We start from the raw sequence: 18,574 nt of genomic DNA on the forward strand, positions 1-18,574 counted from the left end.
CTAAGCCTCCACTTCTTTTAAGCTTTTTAATTCTAAAGTGCCTTTTCTTCTATACCAAAGCACACACAAAGCTATACCAACAGCTACTTCACAAGCCGCTACACCCATGATAAAAAGCGCAAAAACCTGTCCATTTAAATCATTGTGCATTTTAGAAGCTGCTACTAAAGCTAAATTAGCACTATTTAATAAAATTTCACTCGAAATAAAAAGCATAATGAGATTTTGTCTTTTTAAAATCCCTACAAGCCCTATGACAAACATTAAAATAGCAACGAAAAAATACTTTTCTATCATTGTTTTTCCTTTTTAAGCTCTTTATGAGTAAGAGTGATAGCACAAACTAAAGCGATCAAAAGCAAAATAGCTATAAACTCAAAAGCTAAAAGATATTTTGAAAAAATCGCTAAAGCCAGTTGTTTATTAAAATCAAACAAAGCAGGATCATTTAAAGGCAAATCCGTGCTGATATTTTGGTATTTAAAACCTATAAGCATAGTCAAAAGTAAAATCGCACTTAAAACCACCAAAGTAAAAAAACTTTTTTTAGCTTTAAGTTGTTCTTTAAATTCTTTAGAAGCATCAAAAAACATCATCGCAAAACTATAAAGTCCAAGTACAGCTCCACTATAAACAATAATTTGTATCACGCCTAAAAACTCTGCATCAAGCAAAAAATAAAATCCCGATAAAAACACCATTCCACCTGCTAAAGCCGAAAGAGAATAAAGCATATTTTTACTTAAAACCGCGATGCCAAAAAAGCCTAAAACCACTACACTAAAAAATAAAAAAGCCAAATTTTCTATCATTTATTTTCTCCTTGCTCTTGTGTGTTTTGATTTTCTAAGGCTCTTTCTTGCATCACATCATAATAATTTGGTGTTTTTTTAACCCACAAATTTGCATCCTTTCTAAGACTTCCTGCTCCTTCAAATTCAACTTGATTTTTAAGCTTATCAATAGGAGTTAAAAAATCTTGCTTATAGCCAAAATAAGACCTTTGCTCGGCTGCATTTTCATACTCTATTCCATGTACTATAGCAAGTTCAGGACAAACCTCAGCACAAAAACCACAATAAATACAACGCCCTAAATTAATACTATAATTTCCTACTTTTTTACGCCCATTTTCATCTAAAGAAGTTTCCATTCTAATACAATTGCTAATGCAAATTTTTTCGCAAAGCCCACAACCTATACATCTTTCATTTTCGCTTTCTATAAAACGCATCAAACGATGAACAGCACGGTAACGATTGTCAAGCTTTACCTTTTCAAAAGGATATTTAATCGTAGCGCTATTATTTCTCTTAAGTAATTCTCTCATCATCACAAAAAGCCCTACAAAAAGCTCTAGTTTAACGCTTCTACGCAAAGCTTGTGAAATTTTCTCCCAAGTGCTAACAGGAGTTTTTCTTTTCTCATCCGCTAAGTAATAATTTTTCATATCAAACTCCTATAAAAGAACTGCCAAAGCAGTGATTAAAAGGTTTAAAACCGCTAAAGGGATTAAGATCAAATAGCACATTTTCATCACTTGATCTGGACGCAATTGCGGAAAAGCAGCTCTTGCCCAAAAATACCAAAAGAAAATAAAAATTGATTTTACTATCATCATAATCCAACCAGGAATAATCCAAAAGCTATTAAAACCCCCTAAAAACAAAAGAGTTACCAAAATAGCTCCAGCTATCATAGAAGCATATTCACCTATAAAAAACATACCCCATCTTAAACCCGAATACTCCGTTCCATAACCCGCTACAATTTCAGCATCATTTTCCGTCAAACAAAGCGGAGTTCTATTAGTCTCTATAAATAAAGCAATTATAAAAAGCACAAAAGCCAAAGGCTGTTTAAAAATAAGCCAAGAAAAAAATCCATCGTTTTGATAATTGTTAATATCCACCAAAGAAAAAGAACCTACAAGCATTACAATAGCAATCAAAGCTAAAGCTCCTACGCTTTCATAGGAAATAATCGCTACAAGCCCTCTTGCAGCCCCTAAAATCGACCATTTATTATTACTTGCAAGTCCACCCAAAAACACCGCATAAAAGCAAAGCCCTGAAGTACCGATGACAAAAAGCAAAGCTACATTGATATCTGCCACTATAGGCTGAATCACCCTTCCAAATAAAGTAAATTCAGGTAGCATAGGAATAGCTGCTAAAGAAACAAAAGCACAAATAGCAGAAATCAAAGGTGCTATAGCAAAAATAAATTTTTGCGAATTTGAAGGGATTATATCTTCTTTAGTAAAAAGTTTTATCATATCAGCTACAAGTTGAATAAGCCCAAAAGGCCCTACCATATCAGGCCCTATGCGTCTTTGAAAATAAGCTAAAACCTTTCTTTCAGCATAAGTTGCAAGACCTGCTAAACTCGCAAATATTGCAATGATAATAATACATTTAATCAAAGTCTCTAAAGCAAAAAAAGCAAAATCACTCATGGTTTGCTCCTAATTTTTCTAAATTCGCCACAACAAATCTTTCATCAAAAAAGCTTAGCGTATCAAGTTTTTCATCAAAATACGGCAAGAAAGCTCCATTTTTTATATCCTTATCCACACGCACACTAAGGCTTAATTCTTTATCTTTTATTTTAAGTTTTACAAGATCTTTATCTTTTAAATTTTTCTCTTTAGCTAAATTTTCACTTACACCTAAAAAAATCACCTCATTAATCGCACTAGCACGATTTGAAAATCTACCAAATTGATAGCTAGGATTAGCACTATAAAGCAAAATTTCATCTTCTTTTAGGCTTAAATTTTCAAAATTTGGAGAGATGAATTCTTTTTTAGCAACTTGTTTGAAACATTCTAAATTAAGCTCATATCCCCTTTTACAATCGCCTGCATTGGTATAAAAATTGTCTAAATGATCAAAATCAATCGGAGAAAAACCTTTATTTATAGGGAGTCTCTTAGTATAATTTATAGTATATTCCTCATCAAAACCTAAAGCATTAGCCAAATCATTTAAAAAATATCCCTTAAATTCTAAAGCAGCATTAGTTGGTACCACTCTTTTATCATAATTTAAAAAAGTTCCTTCTTGCTGATTTAAACTCGCACTAGCTAAATTTGCATACTCTTCATAAGAAAAACTAAAATCACCTTTTTCATTGTAGCCTAAAGTCTTGCCTTCTTGTGTATTGTTATCCAAATCACAAATCATAGCCACACCTAAGGTATTAGTATGCGTAGGATTTAAAAAGACTTTAAAAGGAGTAGTATTTTGGATCAAAGCAAGTAATTTAGCAAGTTTTTTCGCATTTTTATGAAAATAAAAATCACTCCCTACAACAAGAGTAAAATTTGCTTTTTTAAGCAATAAATCTTCTAATTTATCTTCATCTATGCCTAAATTTTTAGCAAAAACAGAGCGTTGTACTTCTATGATTTTTTTTACTTTTTTAGGTACGACTTTTTTTACTTCTTTTTGAATTTCATTGCCTTCTTCATCTTTTTCTATGACTTGTTCTACAACTTCTTCGTTGATACTTTCTTCTATTTCTTTATTTTCACTAACAAAAAACTCTGCTAAATGAGTTTTAATACCTTCATCTTGGCTAAATTTTTGAAGTAAAAAATATAAAATTTGCTCTTCATCGCCATTTTTATGAATGTGCGGGATAAAATTTTTAGAATATTTTGCTATACCCATATCTTCCATAGGATGAAAATAAAGCCCTGAGCCTTTATTCATCACTAAAGCATTATTGATTTTATAGCTAAGCGTTGGAGCATCATATCTTAAAAGCATTCCAGCTACAACCAAAAAATCACTTTTTGTTATATCTTGAGTATTAGCGCTATAAAACTCACCAGAATTAGCGATAAATTCTTGTAAAAATTCTTTAAATTTCAAAGCTTCTTCATTGATCAAAGAAAGATTAAATTTCTTTTTTAAATTTTGTAAAATCAAAGCTTCTTCATTGGTAATAAAACTATTAAATTTAATGTTTTTAATTTCATTTTTCTCAAAAAGCTCCACAAGTTCTTTAAAGGCTTTTTCATCTTTATCCGCCTCATTTTGCGTATCAAAAGCAAACCTTGCAGCCTTATTTAAACTCGCAAAGGCAAAATCATTACTCACACGATAAATTTTTTCTTTTTGATTGCTAATGCCACTTTGCTTAATATCATAATACATCAACTCACAATCGCTTGAATGCGGATTTGAAGCAGGGATTCTTTTAAGTTCCCAAATATTTGAAGTGTATTGAAATTTCGAACCTATCAAAGCTCCTGTTGGACACACGCTTGTACATTCTCCACAAAATGAACAATCAAGCGTATCACCATTTGCAGGGCCTATCAAACTTTTTTGAAATTTAGTCCAAATCGCATAAGCATCTTTTCCCATGCTCTCTTTAAAGCTATTATCCACACTATCTCCGCCACGAGGAACAGTCTTTAAAGCACTTTCGCCGATTTTATCCTTACAAACTGTAATACAACGCTCACACACTATGCAAAGTGCGGGATCGTAATTAATCATTCCCCAATGTTTATGTGGTTTATGCGTGTCTTTAATCCAATGTTTTTGAACATTTACACGACTTTTATGAGTAAAATTTTGCAATTCACACTCGCCTGATTTATCGCAAACTCCACATTCTAAAGGATGATTGATACAATAAGCTTGCATGATCTCATTTCTTTCATCCCAAAGATTTTGTAAATCACTTTCTACAACCATACCCTCTTTTGCTTTAGTATTGCAAGAATATACCTTTTTACCATCAGCTTCAACCATACACATACGACAAGCCAAAGTAGGACTACAGCCCGAAAGATAGCAAATCGCTGGGATAAAAATATCATTTCTTCTTGCTATATTTAAGATATATTCGCCTTCTTCAAAGGCGCAATCTATACCATTAATCTTAACTGTCATTTTGCTTCCTTTATGCGAATTGGAGTAAAATCAAAACCATTATTTTCATAATTTAAAAAAGCTATGGTGCCTTGTAAATTTTCATCTAAACAAAGCTTAGTTTTAAAACTAAAATCTTTAGCTAAAATTTCAACTTCACTTTGATCTTTGCATTTTGCAATTTGTAAAAATTGCTTTGAACAATGTAAATTTTTATCTTGCAAATTTGCTCTAAAAAGCACTAACCCGTCATAATTATCGAGTTCTTTTAGGGTGTTTAATTTTGCCTTTTTAAAATCGCATTCTTCTTCATCGCTATCTAAAATCTTTAATCCATATTTTACACTTAAGAAATTCAAAAAATATTTGATATTTTCACTATCTTTATAAGAATGGATATTTTTATCTATAATTAAATACTTAACCTCTTTTAAAAAAGCAAGCACTTCGCCTGCTTCTTCCTCTCCAAAACAAGATTCAGCACTTAAATATCCCTCATCTAAATCGCAAAATTGTCCTTCATCGCTTAATTTACAAAGCAAGGCCAAAACAAAACTCAAACTTGCAATTTCGCATTTGTAAAATTTAGCTTTTAAGTTTTTATCTTCCAAACAAGAAATATTAATGCTATTTACACCTATTTTTTCACATAAATTTTTGTTTTTAAGGCTTGGCATATCTAAAAAACAAAGAGCATTATCATAAATCATACCCTCTCCTTTTTTATAACAATAGTCCAATCGACTTGATTAAATTTCAAAGAATTTAAAAGCTCACAGCCTTGTTCTTTTACAAAAGAAAAACTTTTTTCAACAGGAGAAAAATCGCCGATTTCAAAAAGCACCACTAAAACCTCACCTTGTTTTGCTTCTTTTATGATTTGTGCTAAATCTTCAAAAAGCTCTTTGCTTTTTCTTAAATCTACCCTTCTCATCGATCTATCTCACCTAAAACTATATTTACATTACCCATAATGGCTACAACATCAGCTAAATAAGTACCTACAAGCATTTCTTCAAAAAACGCACAATGCCAATAACTAGGCGTTCTAGCCTTTAAACGATAAGGTCTTCCTGTACCATCACTATGGATAAAAAAGCCAAGCTCACCTTTTGGACTTTCAGTAGGCACATAAACTTCGCCTTTAGGGGGTTTTAAACCTTGAGTGATTAAAACAAAATGCTGCATTAAAGAATAATTCTGCGTTAAAATTTGTTCCTTTGAAGCACTTACATACTCAGGATGCGTAGCTAAAATTTCAGGCGAAGTATCTTTATAAAGCATGGCACATTGTCTAAGGATTTTCAAACTTTCACGAAATTCTTGCATATAAACTTTATATCTTGCATAAGAATCCCCTTGCGTAGCATAAGGCACACCAAATTCAACTTCATTATAAAGCAAATAAGGCTCTTCTTTGCGTATATCGTATTTTATGCCACTTCCTCTTAACATCACACCCGTACAACCCCAATTTAAGGCTTGTTCTTTAGTAACCACACCTACATTTTCAGTTCTTAAACGCCAAATTCTATTATCATCTAAAAGATCTTCATAATCTTTTAAATCATTTGGAAATTTATCGCAAAATGCAAGCATTTCTTCTAAATAATTCTCAGGTAAATCAAGCATAACCCCGCCTATTCTCATAGAAGAATGCGTAAGCCTTGCACCGCAATACTTTTCTATCAAATCCAAAACATACTCTCGTTCTCTAAAACAGTATAAAAATACACTCATCGCACCAATATCAAGCGCATGAGTAGCAAGCCAAAGCAAATGCGATGTGATACGGTTTAATTCTAAAAGTATCATGCGTATCACTGCGGCACGGCGTGGAATCTCTAAACCACAAAGCTTTTCAACCGCTGCACAATAAGCATAATTATTCGCTGAAGCAGCGATATAGTCCATTCTATCAGTAGTAGGAATAAATTCTTGATAAATCATATTTTCAGCCATTTTTTCCATACCACGATGCATATAACCTATACAAGGACGCGCTTTTACAACTTGCTCTCCATCGAGTTCTAAAATAAGACGCAAATTTCCATGCGCTGAAGGATGTTGAGGGCCTAAGTTGATAATCATTTTTGAGTCTTCTTGCTCAAAAGCTATATTTTCATAATAAGGTTTTAACTTGCTAGGAATTTGCATTTTAACGCCTTTTCTCTAAAATTTTTGCTTCATCACGTTTTACTTTTTTTACAAAAGCCACACCTTCATCTTCTTGATATTCTTGTTTAAAGGAAATTTCCTTCTTTTGACCACCTTTTGGCACTTCATGGTAAAGTCTTGCAAAATTTAGCGTATCTTTATCATCAGCAAAACCAGAATCTCTTTGTTCTTCGCCCACTACTTCACGATATTCTTTGCCAAAAATTTTATCAATCTCATACCATCTTGCAAACTCATCGCCCTTTAAAGGATAAGTTTTCAAAAGCGGATGTCCAAACCAATCATCAGGCATTAAAATGCGTTTTAAATTAGGATGATTTATGATGAAAATTCCAAACATATCATAAATTTCTCTCTCACTCCAATTTGCCCCTTTAAAAACATGAGCCACGCTTTGCAAACGCTCTTTTACGCCTACAAAAGTTTTTATTCTCACTCTTAATTTTTTTTCTAAATTTAAAAGCTGATAAAACACTTCAAAACCATTTTTATCTGCTATAAAATCAATAGCACTTGCTTCTGTAAAACTTAAATAACCTAAAGTTTTAAGCATTTGCAAGGTTTTAACATTGTCTTCTTTTTTAATTTCTATTACCCAAAAATCAAGCTCTACAAAGGAATTTAAAATTTCTACTTGAGTTTTTAAAACTTCAAAATCCTCTTTAAAAACACTTTCATTAACATCAGATTTTACAGTGTGTGGTGCGTGATAAAATCTATCTTTGTAGTAATTTTGAGTTTGAGCATTTTTTTTATCGCTATACTTTCTCATCATATCAACCTTTTAGGTGCGATCTTGCGACTTGCTTTTTCTTTGCGAATCTTTTTTTGCAAAATCATCAAAGCAAACTGAAAACTTTCGGGGCGTGGAGCACAGCCTGGCACATAAATATCTACAGGTATAATTCTATCCACTCCTTGAACAGTAGAATAAGTATTAAACATACCGCCTGTATTGGCACAACTTCCCATAGAAATCACCCATTTAGGATCAGGCATTTGATCATAAAGTCTTCTTGTAAATTCAGCGTGCTTTTTACACAAAGTTCCTGCGATAATCATCACTTCACTGTGGCGTGGTGAAGCTCTAAAAATCGTTCCAAATCTATCAAAATCATATCTTGAACCCCCAGCCGCCATCATCTCAATCGCACAACAGGCAAGTCCATAAGATAAAGCCCATAAAGAATTACTCCTGCCCCATTGAACTAGCTTATCCACACTGGTTAAAACTACGGGCAAACCACTTGCATAATTTACTTGATGCTCTGCCATGCAAACGCTCCTTTTTTATAAGCATATAAAAATCCAACTCCTAAAAGTACGATAAAAACAAAAACTTCTAAAAATCCAAACCAACCTAAATCTTTAAAAATCAAAGCCCAAGGAAATAAAAACACAACTTCTATATCCAAAAGTATGAAGATTAAGGCGATGATGAAAAATTGAGAGTTAATCTTGTTAGCTTGTTTAACAGGAATAGGACCACATTCATAAATTCCAAGTCCTAATTTTTTGCGATTTTTTGCGGCAAAATTATTACCGATTTTTGAAGCTAAAAAAACCAGTCCAAAAAAAATAACACTAGCAAGTACCAGCATTAAAAAAATACCAAAATAAGGATGCGAAGCATCTATATGAGACATTTATTCTCCTTTTTTAAAGCACTTTAATCACTCCACAACAAAAATTAAATTTACACTTTTCTTTATTTTACTCTAAACTTTCTATATTGAAACTTATATTAAAAAATATTTTTTAAAGTTTTAATTTTTTATGATTAAATTTATAAAAAAGATCACTTTGATGGGTTATAAATATATAAGAAATATTATTTTTTTGCTGATAGTCATATAAAAAAGTTAAAATTTCTTTAGAAGTTTTAATATCAAACGCTGAAGTAATTTCATCTAAAATCAACAATTTAGGATTTAAAACCAAAGCACGGATAAGACCTACACGTGTGGCTTCTCCTCCGCTTAACTCATAGGATTTTTGTTCTAAAATTTGTTTTTTTAGACTAAAAAAATCAAAAAATTCTAAAATCAAGTCATCATTCTTTTGTAAATTAAAATTTTCCAAACCATCTTGTATAAGATTTTTGATTTTTTTATAAGGGTTTAAAGCCATTTTTTGATCTTGAAAGCAATATTGAATTTGCTTTCTTAAAAGTCTTTGTTTGTTTTTATCAAGCTTGTGTAAGTTAAGATTTTCATACCATACCTCACCCTCACTTGGATCTTCTAAAAAACAAAGAATTCTAGCTAATGTGCTTTTACCTGCACCACTTTTACCTAAAATTATTAAATTGTCATTTTCATTTAAAGAAAAATTGACATTATCAAAAATAATATGTCTTTCTTTTTTTAAATACCAATGCTTTTTAAGCTCATAAAACTTACTTAAATTACAAACTTTAAGCATTATAATACCTTAAAAACTCATCTAAGCTATATAAATTTGAACTATTTTTTTCTAGCATAAGAATTTCATCTGCTAAAGAATTTACCAAATTTAAATCATGAGTGATACAAACTAAGGCTGTAGTATTTTTTAATTCTTTTAAAATCGATATAATCTTAGAAGCGTTTTCTTTATCCAAAGAAGCTGTGATTTCATCACAAATTAAAATTTGGGGTTGATTTAATAATGCCAAAGCTAGGCTCACCCTTCTTGCCATACCCAAACTTAATTCATTAGCATAAGAATGCCACAAACGATCAAGATTTTCAAATCCTAATTTTTGAAAATAAGAAAAAGCGTAATCTTTTATTTCTTTTTGTTTTAATTTTGTATGAGTTTTTAAAACAAGATGACATAAATTTCCAATATCCAAATAAGGATAAAGACTAAGCTCTGCATCTTGCAAAACAAGTGCCACTTTAGAACGAAAATTTCTAAGCTCTTCTTTATTAAAATTAAAAATACAAGAATTATGAAAACTTAATTCATCAAAACTTATTGTGAAATTAGAATCTAAAAGTCTTACCAAAGCTTTTCCTAACAAACTTTTGCCCACTCCACTTTGTCCTAGTATCATTAAAGTTTTGCCTGTTTTTATATCTAAATTAATATCCTTAAGTAATAAATTATTCTTCAAACTGATATTTAAATTTCTTACCTTCAAGATCTTATACCCCAAATTTTTTGTAAAAAATTACCCAACCATAAAAGAGGTAAAAACAACAAAAGCAAGCTTAAAAGTGGAAAAAGTATCATCCACCAAGCGCCTATAAAAACTGCTTTTGAAGACTCACTCAAAAGAGTACCTAAAGTTGGAATTTCAAATCCTAAACCCAGTCCAAAAAAACTCAAAGTAGCTTCTGTGGCTATAGCATGAACGATATTAAATATAAAAAGTGTAAAAATCAGTGTTTTTAAAGCAGGTATTAAATCTTTAAAAAAAGCTCTAAATTTAGTTCTTCCAAGCACTATATTTGCTTTGTAAAAATCTAAATTTTCAAGTCTTTTTAATTCACTTTCTATAATTCTTGCTATGAAACACCAATGAATTAAAGCGATTAAAAAAATCATCAAAAACACATCAGAAGTTATCATACTTTGAAAAAACATCATAAGTAAAAAAGCAGGCAAGGCTAAAAAAAACTCTAAAATACGCATCCAAAAAACATAAAAAAAACATCGCGCTAAAAACAAATAGCACAAAGCAAAGATAATAGACAATAAAGATCCACCAACACCTATAATCAAAGAATTTCTCAAAGCAAAAAGCAAACGAGAAAACAAATCTCTGCCTAAAAAATCAGTCCCTAAAATATAAGTAAAATTAGGAGCTTGATGCAAATTTTCTAAATGAGTGCTTAAAATATCAAAAGAAGCTAAAAAAGGTGCAAACAAGGCGCATAAAAACAAAAAAATTAAAGGCGCAAGAATGATAAGAAATTTAAACAAAATCAAGCCTTCTTAATCTAGGATTTAAAATCCTAGCTACAATATCACTTAAAAATGTAAAAAATGCTGCAAGCAAAACACTAAAAAATATAAGCGCAAGCACAATAGGATAATCTTTAAAAATAATACTTTTAAAAAGTAAAGATCCAAGCCCCTTGTAAGCAAAGACACTTTCTACCACATAAGTTCCCATCATAAAACTTAAAGCACTTCCCCCAAAATAAGCCACAATAGGACTTAAAGAATATTTCAAAACTAAAAAATAAATATCTTTCTCCCTTAAAGCCCTAGCGTATAAATTTTGAATAAAAATTTGAGAAAAACTTTCATTGATAAAATTTCTAGCAATCCTTAAAAATAACGCCAAATGTGATAAAACGAGCACCAAAACAGGCAAAATCAAATGCTCTAAACGATTTAAAAAATCATCTTCAAAGCCTATATCACTACTTCCCATAACAGGCAAAATTTTCCAAAAAATTCCAAAAATCAAAACAAACAATAAAGCCAAAACAAAAGGAGGTAAAGCAAAAAAATTAAAAGCTAAAAAAGTGATGATTTTATCTATAAAACTTTCTTTATAATAATATCCCAAAAGTGCCAAAAAAACACTGAGCAAAAATAAAAGCATTAAGGCACTAAAACCCAAAATAAAAGTATTAAAAATTCTTTCTTTTATAAGCTTTAAAACACTTTCTCCACTTAAAAAAGAAACCCCTAAGTCCCCTTTTAAAGCCTTAAAAAGCCAAATTTTATACTGCTCTAGCAAAGGCTTATCAAGCCCTAAATTTTGTTCTATTCTTTGAACAAATTCTTTACTTTGTGAATTAACTCCATTAGCATAAGCTATACTGCCTTTACTAAAATGAAGTAAAACAAAACATAAAAAAGTGCTAAAAAATGCTATGAAAATACTAAAAACTAAGCGTTTTAGCACTATTTACTCCACTCATAAACATTCCAAGTAAAACCCACTCCATGATGACCTAAAGTCCTTGTTTTGATACCTTTTAAATCTTTATTATAAACTAAAGCAAAATCAAGATAGGCTAAGAAAATAAAAGGAGGATTTTCATACAAAGCATCTATAAAATCTTTATAATATTTTTTTCTCTCTTCTAAATTTGAAGTATTTCTTGCTTTTTGCAAGGCTATATCCACTTTTTTATCATGATAATGTCCAAAATTCCAACCCTCATCATTTAAAGCACTATCTTGCGAACTTTCAAATACCCTAAAAGTGTGAAAATCAGGATCTAAAGGACTTCCCCAGCCTATTAAAAAACTATCTACTTTAGAATAATCAAAACTTCCAGCAGGTTTAGCCACCACCTTGCTTACAACTCCTATTTTTCTAAATTCGCTTTGCAAAATTCCAGCTAAACTTACCCTTAAAGGATCATTGCTCATCGCCCAAATTTCAAATTCTAAAATTTTCCCATCTTTTTCAAAATTTCCATCTTTATTTTTCTTAAAACCTGCACTCACAAGCAAATCCTCGGCTTTTTTAGGATCATATTTGTAAATTTTAAAATTCTTAGAATTTGCCCAAGAACGCTCTAAAGGGTGATTAGCTACAAAAGCATAATCATGTAAAAGATTTTTTACTATACTTTCTTTATCGACTGCGTAATTTAAAGCTTGTCTTACTTTTAGATCTTTTAAAAATTCATTATCTAAATTAAACATTAAAGCCCGATAATCAGCCGATTTTTCACGCAAAATTCCAAAATTTTCATCATTTTTAAAAATATTTAGCAAAGAAACATCGATTAAAGCTGCGTCTATCTTGCCATTTTTAAGCTCAGCACTAGCTATAGAAGGATCAAAAATGTGTTTTATAATAAGTCTTGGAGTTTTTACCTTATCAAGATAAAAATGTTCATTGGCTTTAAATTCAACATATTCACCTTTTTTCCATTTTACAAATTTATAAGGACCTGTACCTATAGGATTTTGATTAAAAGAGCTTGTGTTTAAATTCTCATTTTCAAGCAAATGTTTAGGAAGCATTCCTATGCTTAAAGCATCTAAAAATGCAGGATAAGGTTTAAAGAGTGTGATTTTTACATGAGAAGGATTTAAAATTTCCACACTTTTAATGTCTTCAAAATTGACATAAATAGAAGAATTGTTTTTAGGATTTTTAAAGGCTTCTATACTAAATTTCACATCATCAGCACTAAATTTGACTCCATCATGCCATAAAACATCATCTCTTAAAAAAATATCATAAACAAGCCCGTCTTTACTAATATCCCAAGACTTAGCCAAATCAGGTTTTAAACTCATATTTTCATCAAAACGCGTAAGCCCTGAAAATACAAGATTAATCACTGCATCATGATCCTCGCTATAAGCAGGATTTATCCTTGCGATTTCATTTTCAACTGCTATAATAAGTGTATCTTTTGGAATTTTAGCCTCAAGATTCAAAAACAATAAAAATAGTAAAACAAACCATCTAAGCACTTGTAACTCCTCAAATTTAAAATTTTAAAGAATTATAAAATAAAAAATAAGAAGCCACAAGCTCTATGGGGGGATAATTTGCTTTAAATTATGGAGTTTTATTTATCAATTAAATTGCTTCACTGCATTCATCCAATAAATACGCTATATGCTGCCAAGATATACCCGTAGCATCGCTTAATCCTATCTCGCAAGTGCTTGATGTACTAAACCCGCGCTTAATATTTGTTTTGGCATAAAATTTTTTAAAGCCTTTTGTAGCACTAATATTTAATTGAGGCTTGAAAAAGCCCTTGTATCCAGCAAACCCACAACAATAGGTATCATTATCTATTAATACTTTTCCATTCGTACATAGCTTTGTAAGCTTAATTATATTTTCATTTAAACCAAGCTTTCTAGCAGCACACATGATATATAATCCTACATTCTCATTGATTTTATCAATGCGTAACTTGGGAGCAATAAATTTTAATAAATACTCGCTTAAATCATAAATTTCGTACTTTGAATGATCACTAATTAACTTAGCACTACAAGCACTATGATCTAACACTATGGGTGAGTCTATATTGCTTAAAAAGTCATTGATTTTTTGTATATTTTTATCTTGAATATCTTGAAAATTCTCATAAGCCTTACCACAACATAAATCATTGGGTGCATAAATAATGCCTATATTTGCTTTTTTACACAAGCTTTCAAATACTTCTTGCAAACTTCTTTTATCATGCATTTTTTCATTTGGTTTAAAGCTTTTATTAAGACAGCTTGTAAAATAAACCACATTGCAAACTCTTTTATGACTTTTTAGCTCATAATCATTCACCTTAGGCAAATACGCCCTAGTTCTTGGTATAATGCTAAGAAAATTGCTTGCTTTTTCAAGCTTATTATCAAGACTTAAATTATCAAATTTATTTGCGATACTTAATGAAAATTTAGCAATTTTTAGAGTTTTTTCATGATTTTTATATGCTAGATTTCCTAAAATTTTAGATATAAATCCTATATTATTTTTTCTATATTTTAATGAAAAATCAGCAAAATTAATCCCCAAAGGACATGAAAAAGAGCACACCCCACAAGCAGCACAAGAGCTGTCTACTAAATGATTGTAATATTTTTTAATATCCTTTAATTTTGCTTTTGACTCATCATCATTTAAGCTTTCAAGGCGTTTAATCTCTCGTAAGATCGCAATTCTTTGTCTTGGAGTAATTGTATATTCATTTGATGGACAAAATCTTTCGCAAAATCCACATTCCATACAGGTATTTAATTTCTCATCAATCCAACTGACTTGTTTGATATTTTTCTTATAAATATCTTTATCATCGCTAATGATTACATCGGGATTAAATAAACTATCCTTATCAAAGATACTTTTGATTTTTTTATTGATCAAATAAGCTTGCTTACCCCACTCTACCTCCACAAAAGGTGCCACCATACGCCCTGTGCCGTGTTCAGCTTTTATACTTCCACCATAAGAAGCTACTATATTAGACATTTCTTTAACTAGATTTGAAAAATTATCAAATTCAAGCTTATTGTTTAAATCCGGTGTGATAATAAAATGGATATTGCCTGCTAATGCATGGCCAAAAATGATTCCATTATCACCAAAGCCATATTTATAAAACAATTCTTGAATGCTTTTAATTCCATCGGCTAAATCCTCGATATTAAAACACACATCTTCAGTAATTACCGTTGAACCTGCCTTTCTAAGACTAGCTGCTATAGGCAAGAGTGCTTTTCTAATCTTCCACCATAAATCATATTCGGCCTTATTCTTGCTAAAATATGACTTATAAGCCAGTTTGGAAATTTCTTTTATTTTATTTATATTTTCATCAAGCTTAAGCTCATTACTATGCTCACTTTGGATCAATACACAAGTATTGCCCTCTTTAATATCAGCTAAAATATCTCTTAACTCATCATAAGTTGATGCAGCTTTTAAACTTGCATAGTCCATTATTTCAGCAGAACTTACAAAATCAACTTTAGCAAATTCTTTTATAGTGTTTGCAGCATTATTGATATTATCAAAAAACAATAAAGCACAGGCCTTAAATTCCAAATCATCCAAAACAGCAAGCTTAACTTCGCTTACAAATCCCAAAGTCCCTTCAGAGCCAATAAGCAAGTGTGCTAAAATATCTATTTCATCATCATAATCAACAAAGGCATTAAGGCTATAACCTGTGGTGTTTTTGATTTTAAATTTTTTGATTATTAAATCTTTTAATTCTTTATTGGCATTAATCTCTTCTTTGATCTCTCTAAGTTCATTAATTAATTTTTTATTTTCATCTTTAAATCGAGCCACACTTAAAGCATCGCTGGTATCAAGCATACTACCATTTGCCAAAATCACCCTAATACTTCTTAAGGTTTTATAGCTATTATCCTTAGTTCCACAGCACATTCCGCTTGAATTGTTATTTATAATCCCTCCAATTAAAGCTGAATTTATAGTAGCTGGATCAGGTCCTATTTTTTTCTTCAAAAAAGCAAGACTTTCATTAGCATGAATGCCTACTACACCGCATCCTAAAGTAATTTCGTTAGCGTCTTTGTTAATTTTTATTTTTTTAAAGGCAAATTTAATCACTACAAGTACTCCATCACAAGAGCTTTGTCCACTTAAACTTGTACCTGCTGCTCTAAATGTTATAGGAGTTTTATAAGTATTTGCTAATTGAATAATTTGCTTAATTTCATCTTCATTTTTAGCAATAATCACTATTTTTGGAATATAAAAATAACACGACGCATCAATGCCATAAGCATAGCATCTAGCATAATCATTAAAAATTCTATCCTTAAAAATATACTTAGCCTCATTATAAAAAGCTTTAAAATTTGCCATAGTCCCTCTTTTTAATTTATTATCAATTATATAATTTAATAATTTAAAGATAATTTTAAATTTATATTTTTGAGCATAATTTTAACACAAGTCAATTTTTTTCTCCTTTTTAAGATATAAAATATCTCTTTTACAACAAAAAGGAGAAACTATGACAAAAGAACAAATTCAAATCATCAAAGATTGTGTGCCTATTTTGCAAAAAAATGGAGAGGATTTAACCAATGAGTTTTATAAAATAATGTTTAATGATTATCCTGAGGTAAAACCTATGTTTAATATGGAAAAACAAATTTCAGGAGAACAACCAAAAGCTTTAGCAATGGCGATTTTAATGGCGGCTAAAAATATAGAAAATTTGGAAAATATGAGAAGCTTTGTTGATAAAGTTGCCATAACTCATGTTAATTTAGGAGTTAAAGAAGAGCATTATCCTATAGTTGGAGCTTGCCTTTTAAAGGCTATTAAAAATCTTTTAAATCCTGATGAAGCCACTCTTAAAGCTTGGGAAGTTGCTTATGGAAAAATTGCTAAATTTTATATCGATATAGAAAAAAAGCTCTATGATAAATAATATAAGCCCATTTTGGGCTTTAATCAAATTTTTCTACTAAATTTTTAGCTAATTCCTTTATATTCTCACCCTTTAATTCGCTGATTTCACCATTTTGAGCCAAGAAAATTCTATCAGCACTATCAAAATATGCATCATCATGTGTGATAGCAAAGATTGTTTTACCTTGCTCTTTTAGCAAAGGTAAAAGTTTTTTATAAAAAAATCTTCTAAAAACAGGATCTTGATCAGCCGCCCATTCATCAAGCACTAAAATATCCCTTTCTTCAAGCAAGGCTATAAGCATAGCTAAACGCTTTTTTTGCCCTGTAGAAAGTTTGGTTAAGGTCAGTTCATTATCTTTGACACTTGTTTTATTTTTAAGTTCTAAAAACTCCAACCAAAAAGCAATTTTTTCTTCGCTTGCAAAATTTTCTTTATTTAAGGTTTTAGTAAAAAGATGAAAATCGCTAAAAACAGCAGAAATAAGAGATCTATACTCATCTAAATTTTTATCATCTATAAGCGTATCATCAACATAAATTCCGCCTTTGCTTGGCTTAAAAAGTCCTGTCAAAAGCATACAAAAAGTGGATTTACCACTTCCATTTTTACCTATTAAAAATACCAATTCACCTTTTTTAAGTTCTATATTTACAGGATTTAAATGAAAATTTTCTTCATAAGCAAATTGAGTATTTCTAAAAGAAATTTTTTTCCATTCACTGATATAATGTGTTTTTTTAAAACCTTCTATATAATCATCTAATTCCAATTTTGCGATCTTATCCAAAGCGATTTTTGCCAAAAGCAAAGTAGGAAAAGATCCTATCATAGATACTAAAGGGGTTCGTAAAAACAAAATAGAAAGAGCTATAGTTGTAGCATCTGCAACACTTGCCCATTCAAATTTTAAAGCTAAGTAAAACTCTACACCCACTAAAGCCAAAAGAGTTACATTTGTCCAGTTGTTTGAGAGATTGTTAAAAAGATTACCTAAAGTACTATTTTTCTTTTTCAATCTTGCATTATTTTCAAATTCATCTTCATAATAAAGCTTGGCTCTATCACGATTGATCAAAAGTTCTTTATGTCCATCTAGTATATTTTGGTAATTATTTTGCAAAGCATCATCATTTTCCCTTGCCTTTCTAAAATACTGATATACTTTCATCATCAAAAAATTATTAGTAATAAAAATAACCATAATCCATACCACACACAAAGCAAAAATTTGTGGTGAAAGATAACATAAATAAACACTAGTGCATAAAATCAATATACTTGATTGTAAAAAATCAGGCAATCTTAAAAGCCCAAAAGATATATTTCTCACATCACTTCCCAAAGAAGCTAAAATTCTAGCCTTACCTACTTTAGCGACTCTTAACAAAGGGGTGTCTAAGATCTGCTTTACTACGCGCCTTTGCATTTTAAAAATAAAATTTTGTCCAAAAATACTAAGTCCAAGTTCAACTATGGTAGAACTTATAAAAAAAATCAAAAGCAAAACAATAAAATAAAAAATAGGAATGTTTTGTGCATTTTTAAGCAAATAATCATTGATAAAAACAAGAGTTAAAACTCCAACAGCGCTTGTAATAAAAGAAAAAAGCAAAAAAGAAATCAACTTTAATTTATTTTGCTTAAGTAATTCCATAATAAAAGGCATTTATAAACTCCAAA

19 protein-coding genes are annotated in these 18,574 nt (G+C 30.4%); 1 reads left to right on the forward strand and 18 read right to left on the reverse strand.

Annotated elements, in window-relative coordinates; translation table 11 throughout:
* The 17 genes from nuoK to FBF11_RS07625 all read right to left on the reverse strand — a co-directional run bounded on the left by nuoK (position 1) and on the right by FBF11_RS07625 (position 16,335).
* A complete protein-coding gene (gene nuoK, locus FBF11_RS07545) occupies positions 1-297 on the reverse strand; it encodes an NADH-quinone oxidoreductase subunit NuoK (RefSeq protein WP_002858921.1) in 297 nt (98 codons plus the stop codon).
* Positions 294-812 carry an NADH-quinone oxidoreductase subunit J gene (locus FBF11_RS07550; RefSeq protein ID WP_032584477.1) on the reverse strand — a complete coding sequence of 173 codons (519 nt, stop codon included), beginning with the start codon at positions 810-812 and terminating at the stop codon, positions 294-296. The genes nuoK and FBF11_RS07550 overlap by 4 nt, the downstream gene beginning before the upstream one ends.
* Positions 809-1,450: an NADH-quinone oxidoreductase subunit NuoI gene (nuoI, locus tag FBF11_RS07555; protein ID WP_168977483.1), complete on the reverse strand. Its 642-nt coding sequence runs from the start codon at positions 1,448-1,450 to the stop codon at positions 809-811. Before nuoI ends, FBF11_RS07550 begins: the two co-directional genes overlap by 4 nt.
* Positions 1,451-1,459: 9 nt before the next feature.
* Positions 1,460-2,458 (reverse strand): NADH-quinone oxidoreductase subunit NuoH, encoded by a 999-nt coding sequence (gene nuoH / locus FBF11_RS07560; RefSeq protein ID WP_057097001.1) that lies wholly within the window; start codon positions 2,456-2,458, stop codon positions 1,460-1,462.
* On the reverse strand, positions 2,451-4,913 hold the full coding sequence (locus FBF11_RS07565) for an NADH-quinone oxidoreductase subunit G (protein WP_168977484.1): 2,463 nt from the start codon (positions 4,911-4,913) through the stop codon (positions 2,451-2,453). Before FBF11_RS07565 ends, nuoH begins: the two co-directional genes overlap by 8 nt.
* Positions 4,910-5,602, reverse strand: a complete 693-nt coding sequence (locus FBF11_RS07570; protein WP_002851266.1) for a hypothetical protein — start codon at positions 5,600-5,602, stop codon at positions 4,910-4,912. The genes FBF11_RS07565 and FBF11_RS07570 overlap by 4 nt, the downstream gene beginning before the upstream one ends.
* The gene (locus tag FBF11_RS07575; RefSeq protein WP_002824979.1) at positions 5,599-5,826 is read right to left on the reverse strand and encodes an NADH-ubiquinone oxidoreductase subunit E family protein; all 228 of its coding nucleotides are present in this window, start codon (positions 5,824-5,826) and stop codon (positions 5,599-5,601) included. The genes FBF11_RS07570 and FBF11_RS07575 overlap by 4 nt, the downstream gene beginning before the upstream one ends.
* Positions 5,823-7,049 (reverse strand): NADH dehydrogenase (quinone) subunit D, encoded by a 1,227-nt coding sequence (gene nuoD, locus FBF11_RS07580; protein ID WP_002864417.1) that lies wholly within the window; start codon positions 7,047-7,049, stop codon positions 5,823-5,825. Before nuoD ends, FBF11_RS07575 begins: the two co-directional genes overlap by 4 nt.
* 1 nt (position 7,050) lies before the next feature.
* Positions 7,051-7,845, reverse strand: a complete 795-nt coding sequence (locus FBF11_RS07585) for an NADH-quinone oxidoreductase subunit C (RefSeq protein ID WP_002864416.1) — start codon at positions 7,843-7,845, stop codon at positions 7,051-7,053.
* Positions 7,842-8,345: an NADH-quinone oxidoreductase subunit B gene (locus tag FBF11_RS07590; protein WP_002851253.1), complete on the reverse strand. Its 504-nt coding sequence runs from the start codon at positions 8,343-8,345 to the stop codon at positions 7,842-7,844. The genes FBF11_RS07585 and FBF11_RS07590 overlap by 4 nt, the downstream gene beginning before the upstream one ends.
* Positions 8,327-8,716, reverse strand: coding sequence for an NAD(P)H-quinone oxidoreductase subunit 3 (locus FBF11_RS07595; protein WP_002851275.1), 390 nt, complete (start codon positions 8,714-8,716; stop codon positions 8,327-8,329). The genes FBF11_RS07590 and FBF11_RS07595 overlap by 19 nt, the downstream gene beginning before the upstream one ends.
* Before the next feature lie 112 nt (positions 8,717-8,828).
* Positions 8,829-9,494, reverse strand: a complete 666-nt coding sequence (locus FBF11_RS07600; protein ID WP_002851151.1) for an ATP-binding cassette domain-containing protein — start codon at positions 9,492-9,494, stop codon at positions 8,829-8,831.
* The gene (locus tag FBF11_RS07605; protein WP_002869220.1) at positions 9,487-10,197 is read right to left on the reverse strand and encodes an ATP-binding cassette domain-containing protein; all 711 of its coding nucleotides are present in this window, start codon (positions 10,195-10,197) and stop codon (positions 9,487-9,489) included. Before FBF11_RS07605 ends, FBF11_RS07600 begins: the two co-directional genes overlap by 8 nt.
* Positions 10,194-10,988 carry an ABC transporter permease subunit gene (locus tag FBF11_RS07610; protein WP_021034254.1) on the reverse strand — a complete coding sequence of 265 codons (795 nt, stop codon included), beginning with the start codon at positions 10,986-10,988 and terminating at the stop codon, positions 10,194-10,196. Before FBF11_RS07610 ends, FBF11_RS07605 begins: the two co-directional genes overlap by 4 nt.
* Positions 10,975-11,919 carry an ABC transporter permease gene (locus tag FBF11_RS07615; protein ID WP_002851293.1) on the reverse strand — a complete coding sequence of 315 codons (945 nt, stop codon included), beginning with the start codon at positions 11,917-11,919 and terminating at the stop codon, positions 10,975-10,977. Before FBF11_RS07615 ends, FBF11_RS07610 begins: the two co-directional genes overlap by 14 nt.
* Positions 11,919-13,454, reverse strand: a complete 1,536-nt coding sequence (locus FBF11_RS07620; RefSeq protein ID WP_002851170.1) for an ABC transporter substrate-binding protein — start codon at positions 13,452-13,454, stop codon at positions 11,919-11,921. The genes FBF11_RS07615 and FBF11_RS07620 overlap by 1 nt, the downstream gene beginning before the upstream one ends.
* Before the next feature lie 109 nt (positions 13,455-13,563).
* Entirely contained in the window at positions 13,564-16,335 is a 2,772-nt protein-coding gene (locus FBF11_RS07625; protein ID WP_002868309.1) for an FAD-binding and (Fe-S)-binding domain-containing protein, read from the reverse strand.
* A 151-nt stretch (positions 16,336-16,486) separates the two neighbouring features.
* Between FBF11_RS07625 and cgb the strand changes: the two genes are divergently transcribed.
* Positions 16,487-16,909, forward strand: coding sequence for a single-domain globin Cgb (cgb, locus tag FBF11_RS07630; protein ID WP_002814418.1), 423 nt, complete (start codon positions 16,487-16,489; stop codon positions 16,907-16,909).
* Positions 16,910-16,928: 19 nt separating this feature from the next.
* On the opposite strand, the gene FBF11_RS07635 is transcribed toward cgb, so the two are convergent.
* Positions 16,929-18,560 (reverse strand): multidrug ABC transporter permease/ATP-binding protein, encoded by a 1,632-nt coding sequence (locus FBF11_RS07635; RefSeq protein WP_002851469.1) that lies wholly within the window; start codon positions 18,558-18,560, stop codon positions 16,929-16,931.
* Positions 18,561-18,574 lie beyond the last annotated feature (14 nt).

The sequence above is a fragment of the Campylobacter sp. CFSAN093224 genome, assembly GCF_012897395.1.
Lineage (GTDB): Bacteria > Campylobacterota > Campylobacteria > Campylobacterales > Campylobacteraceae > Campylobacter_D > Campylobacter_D jejuni.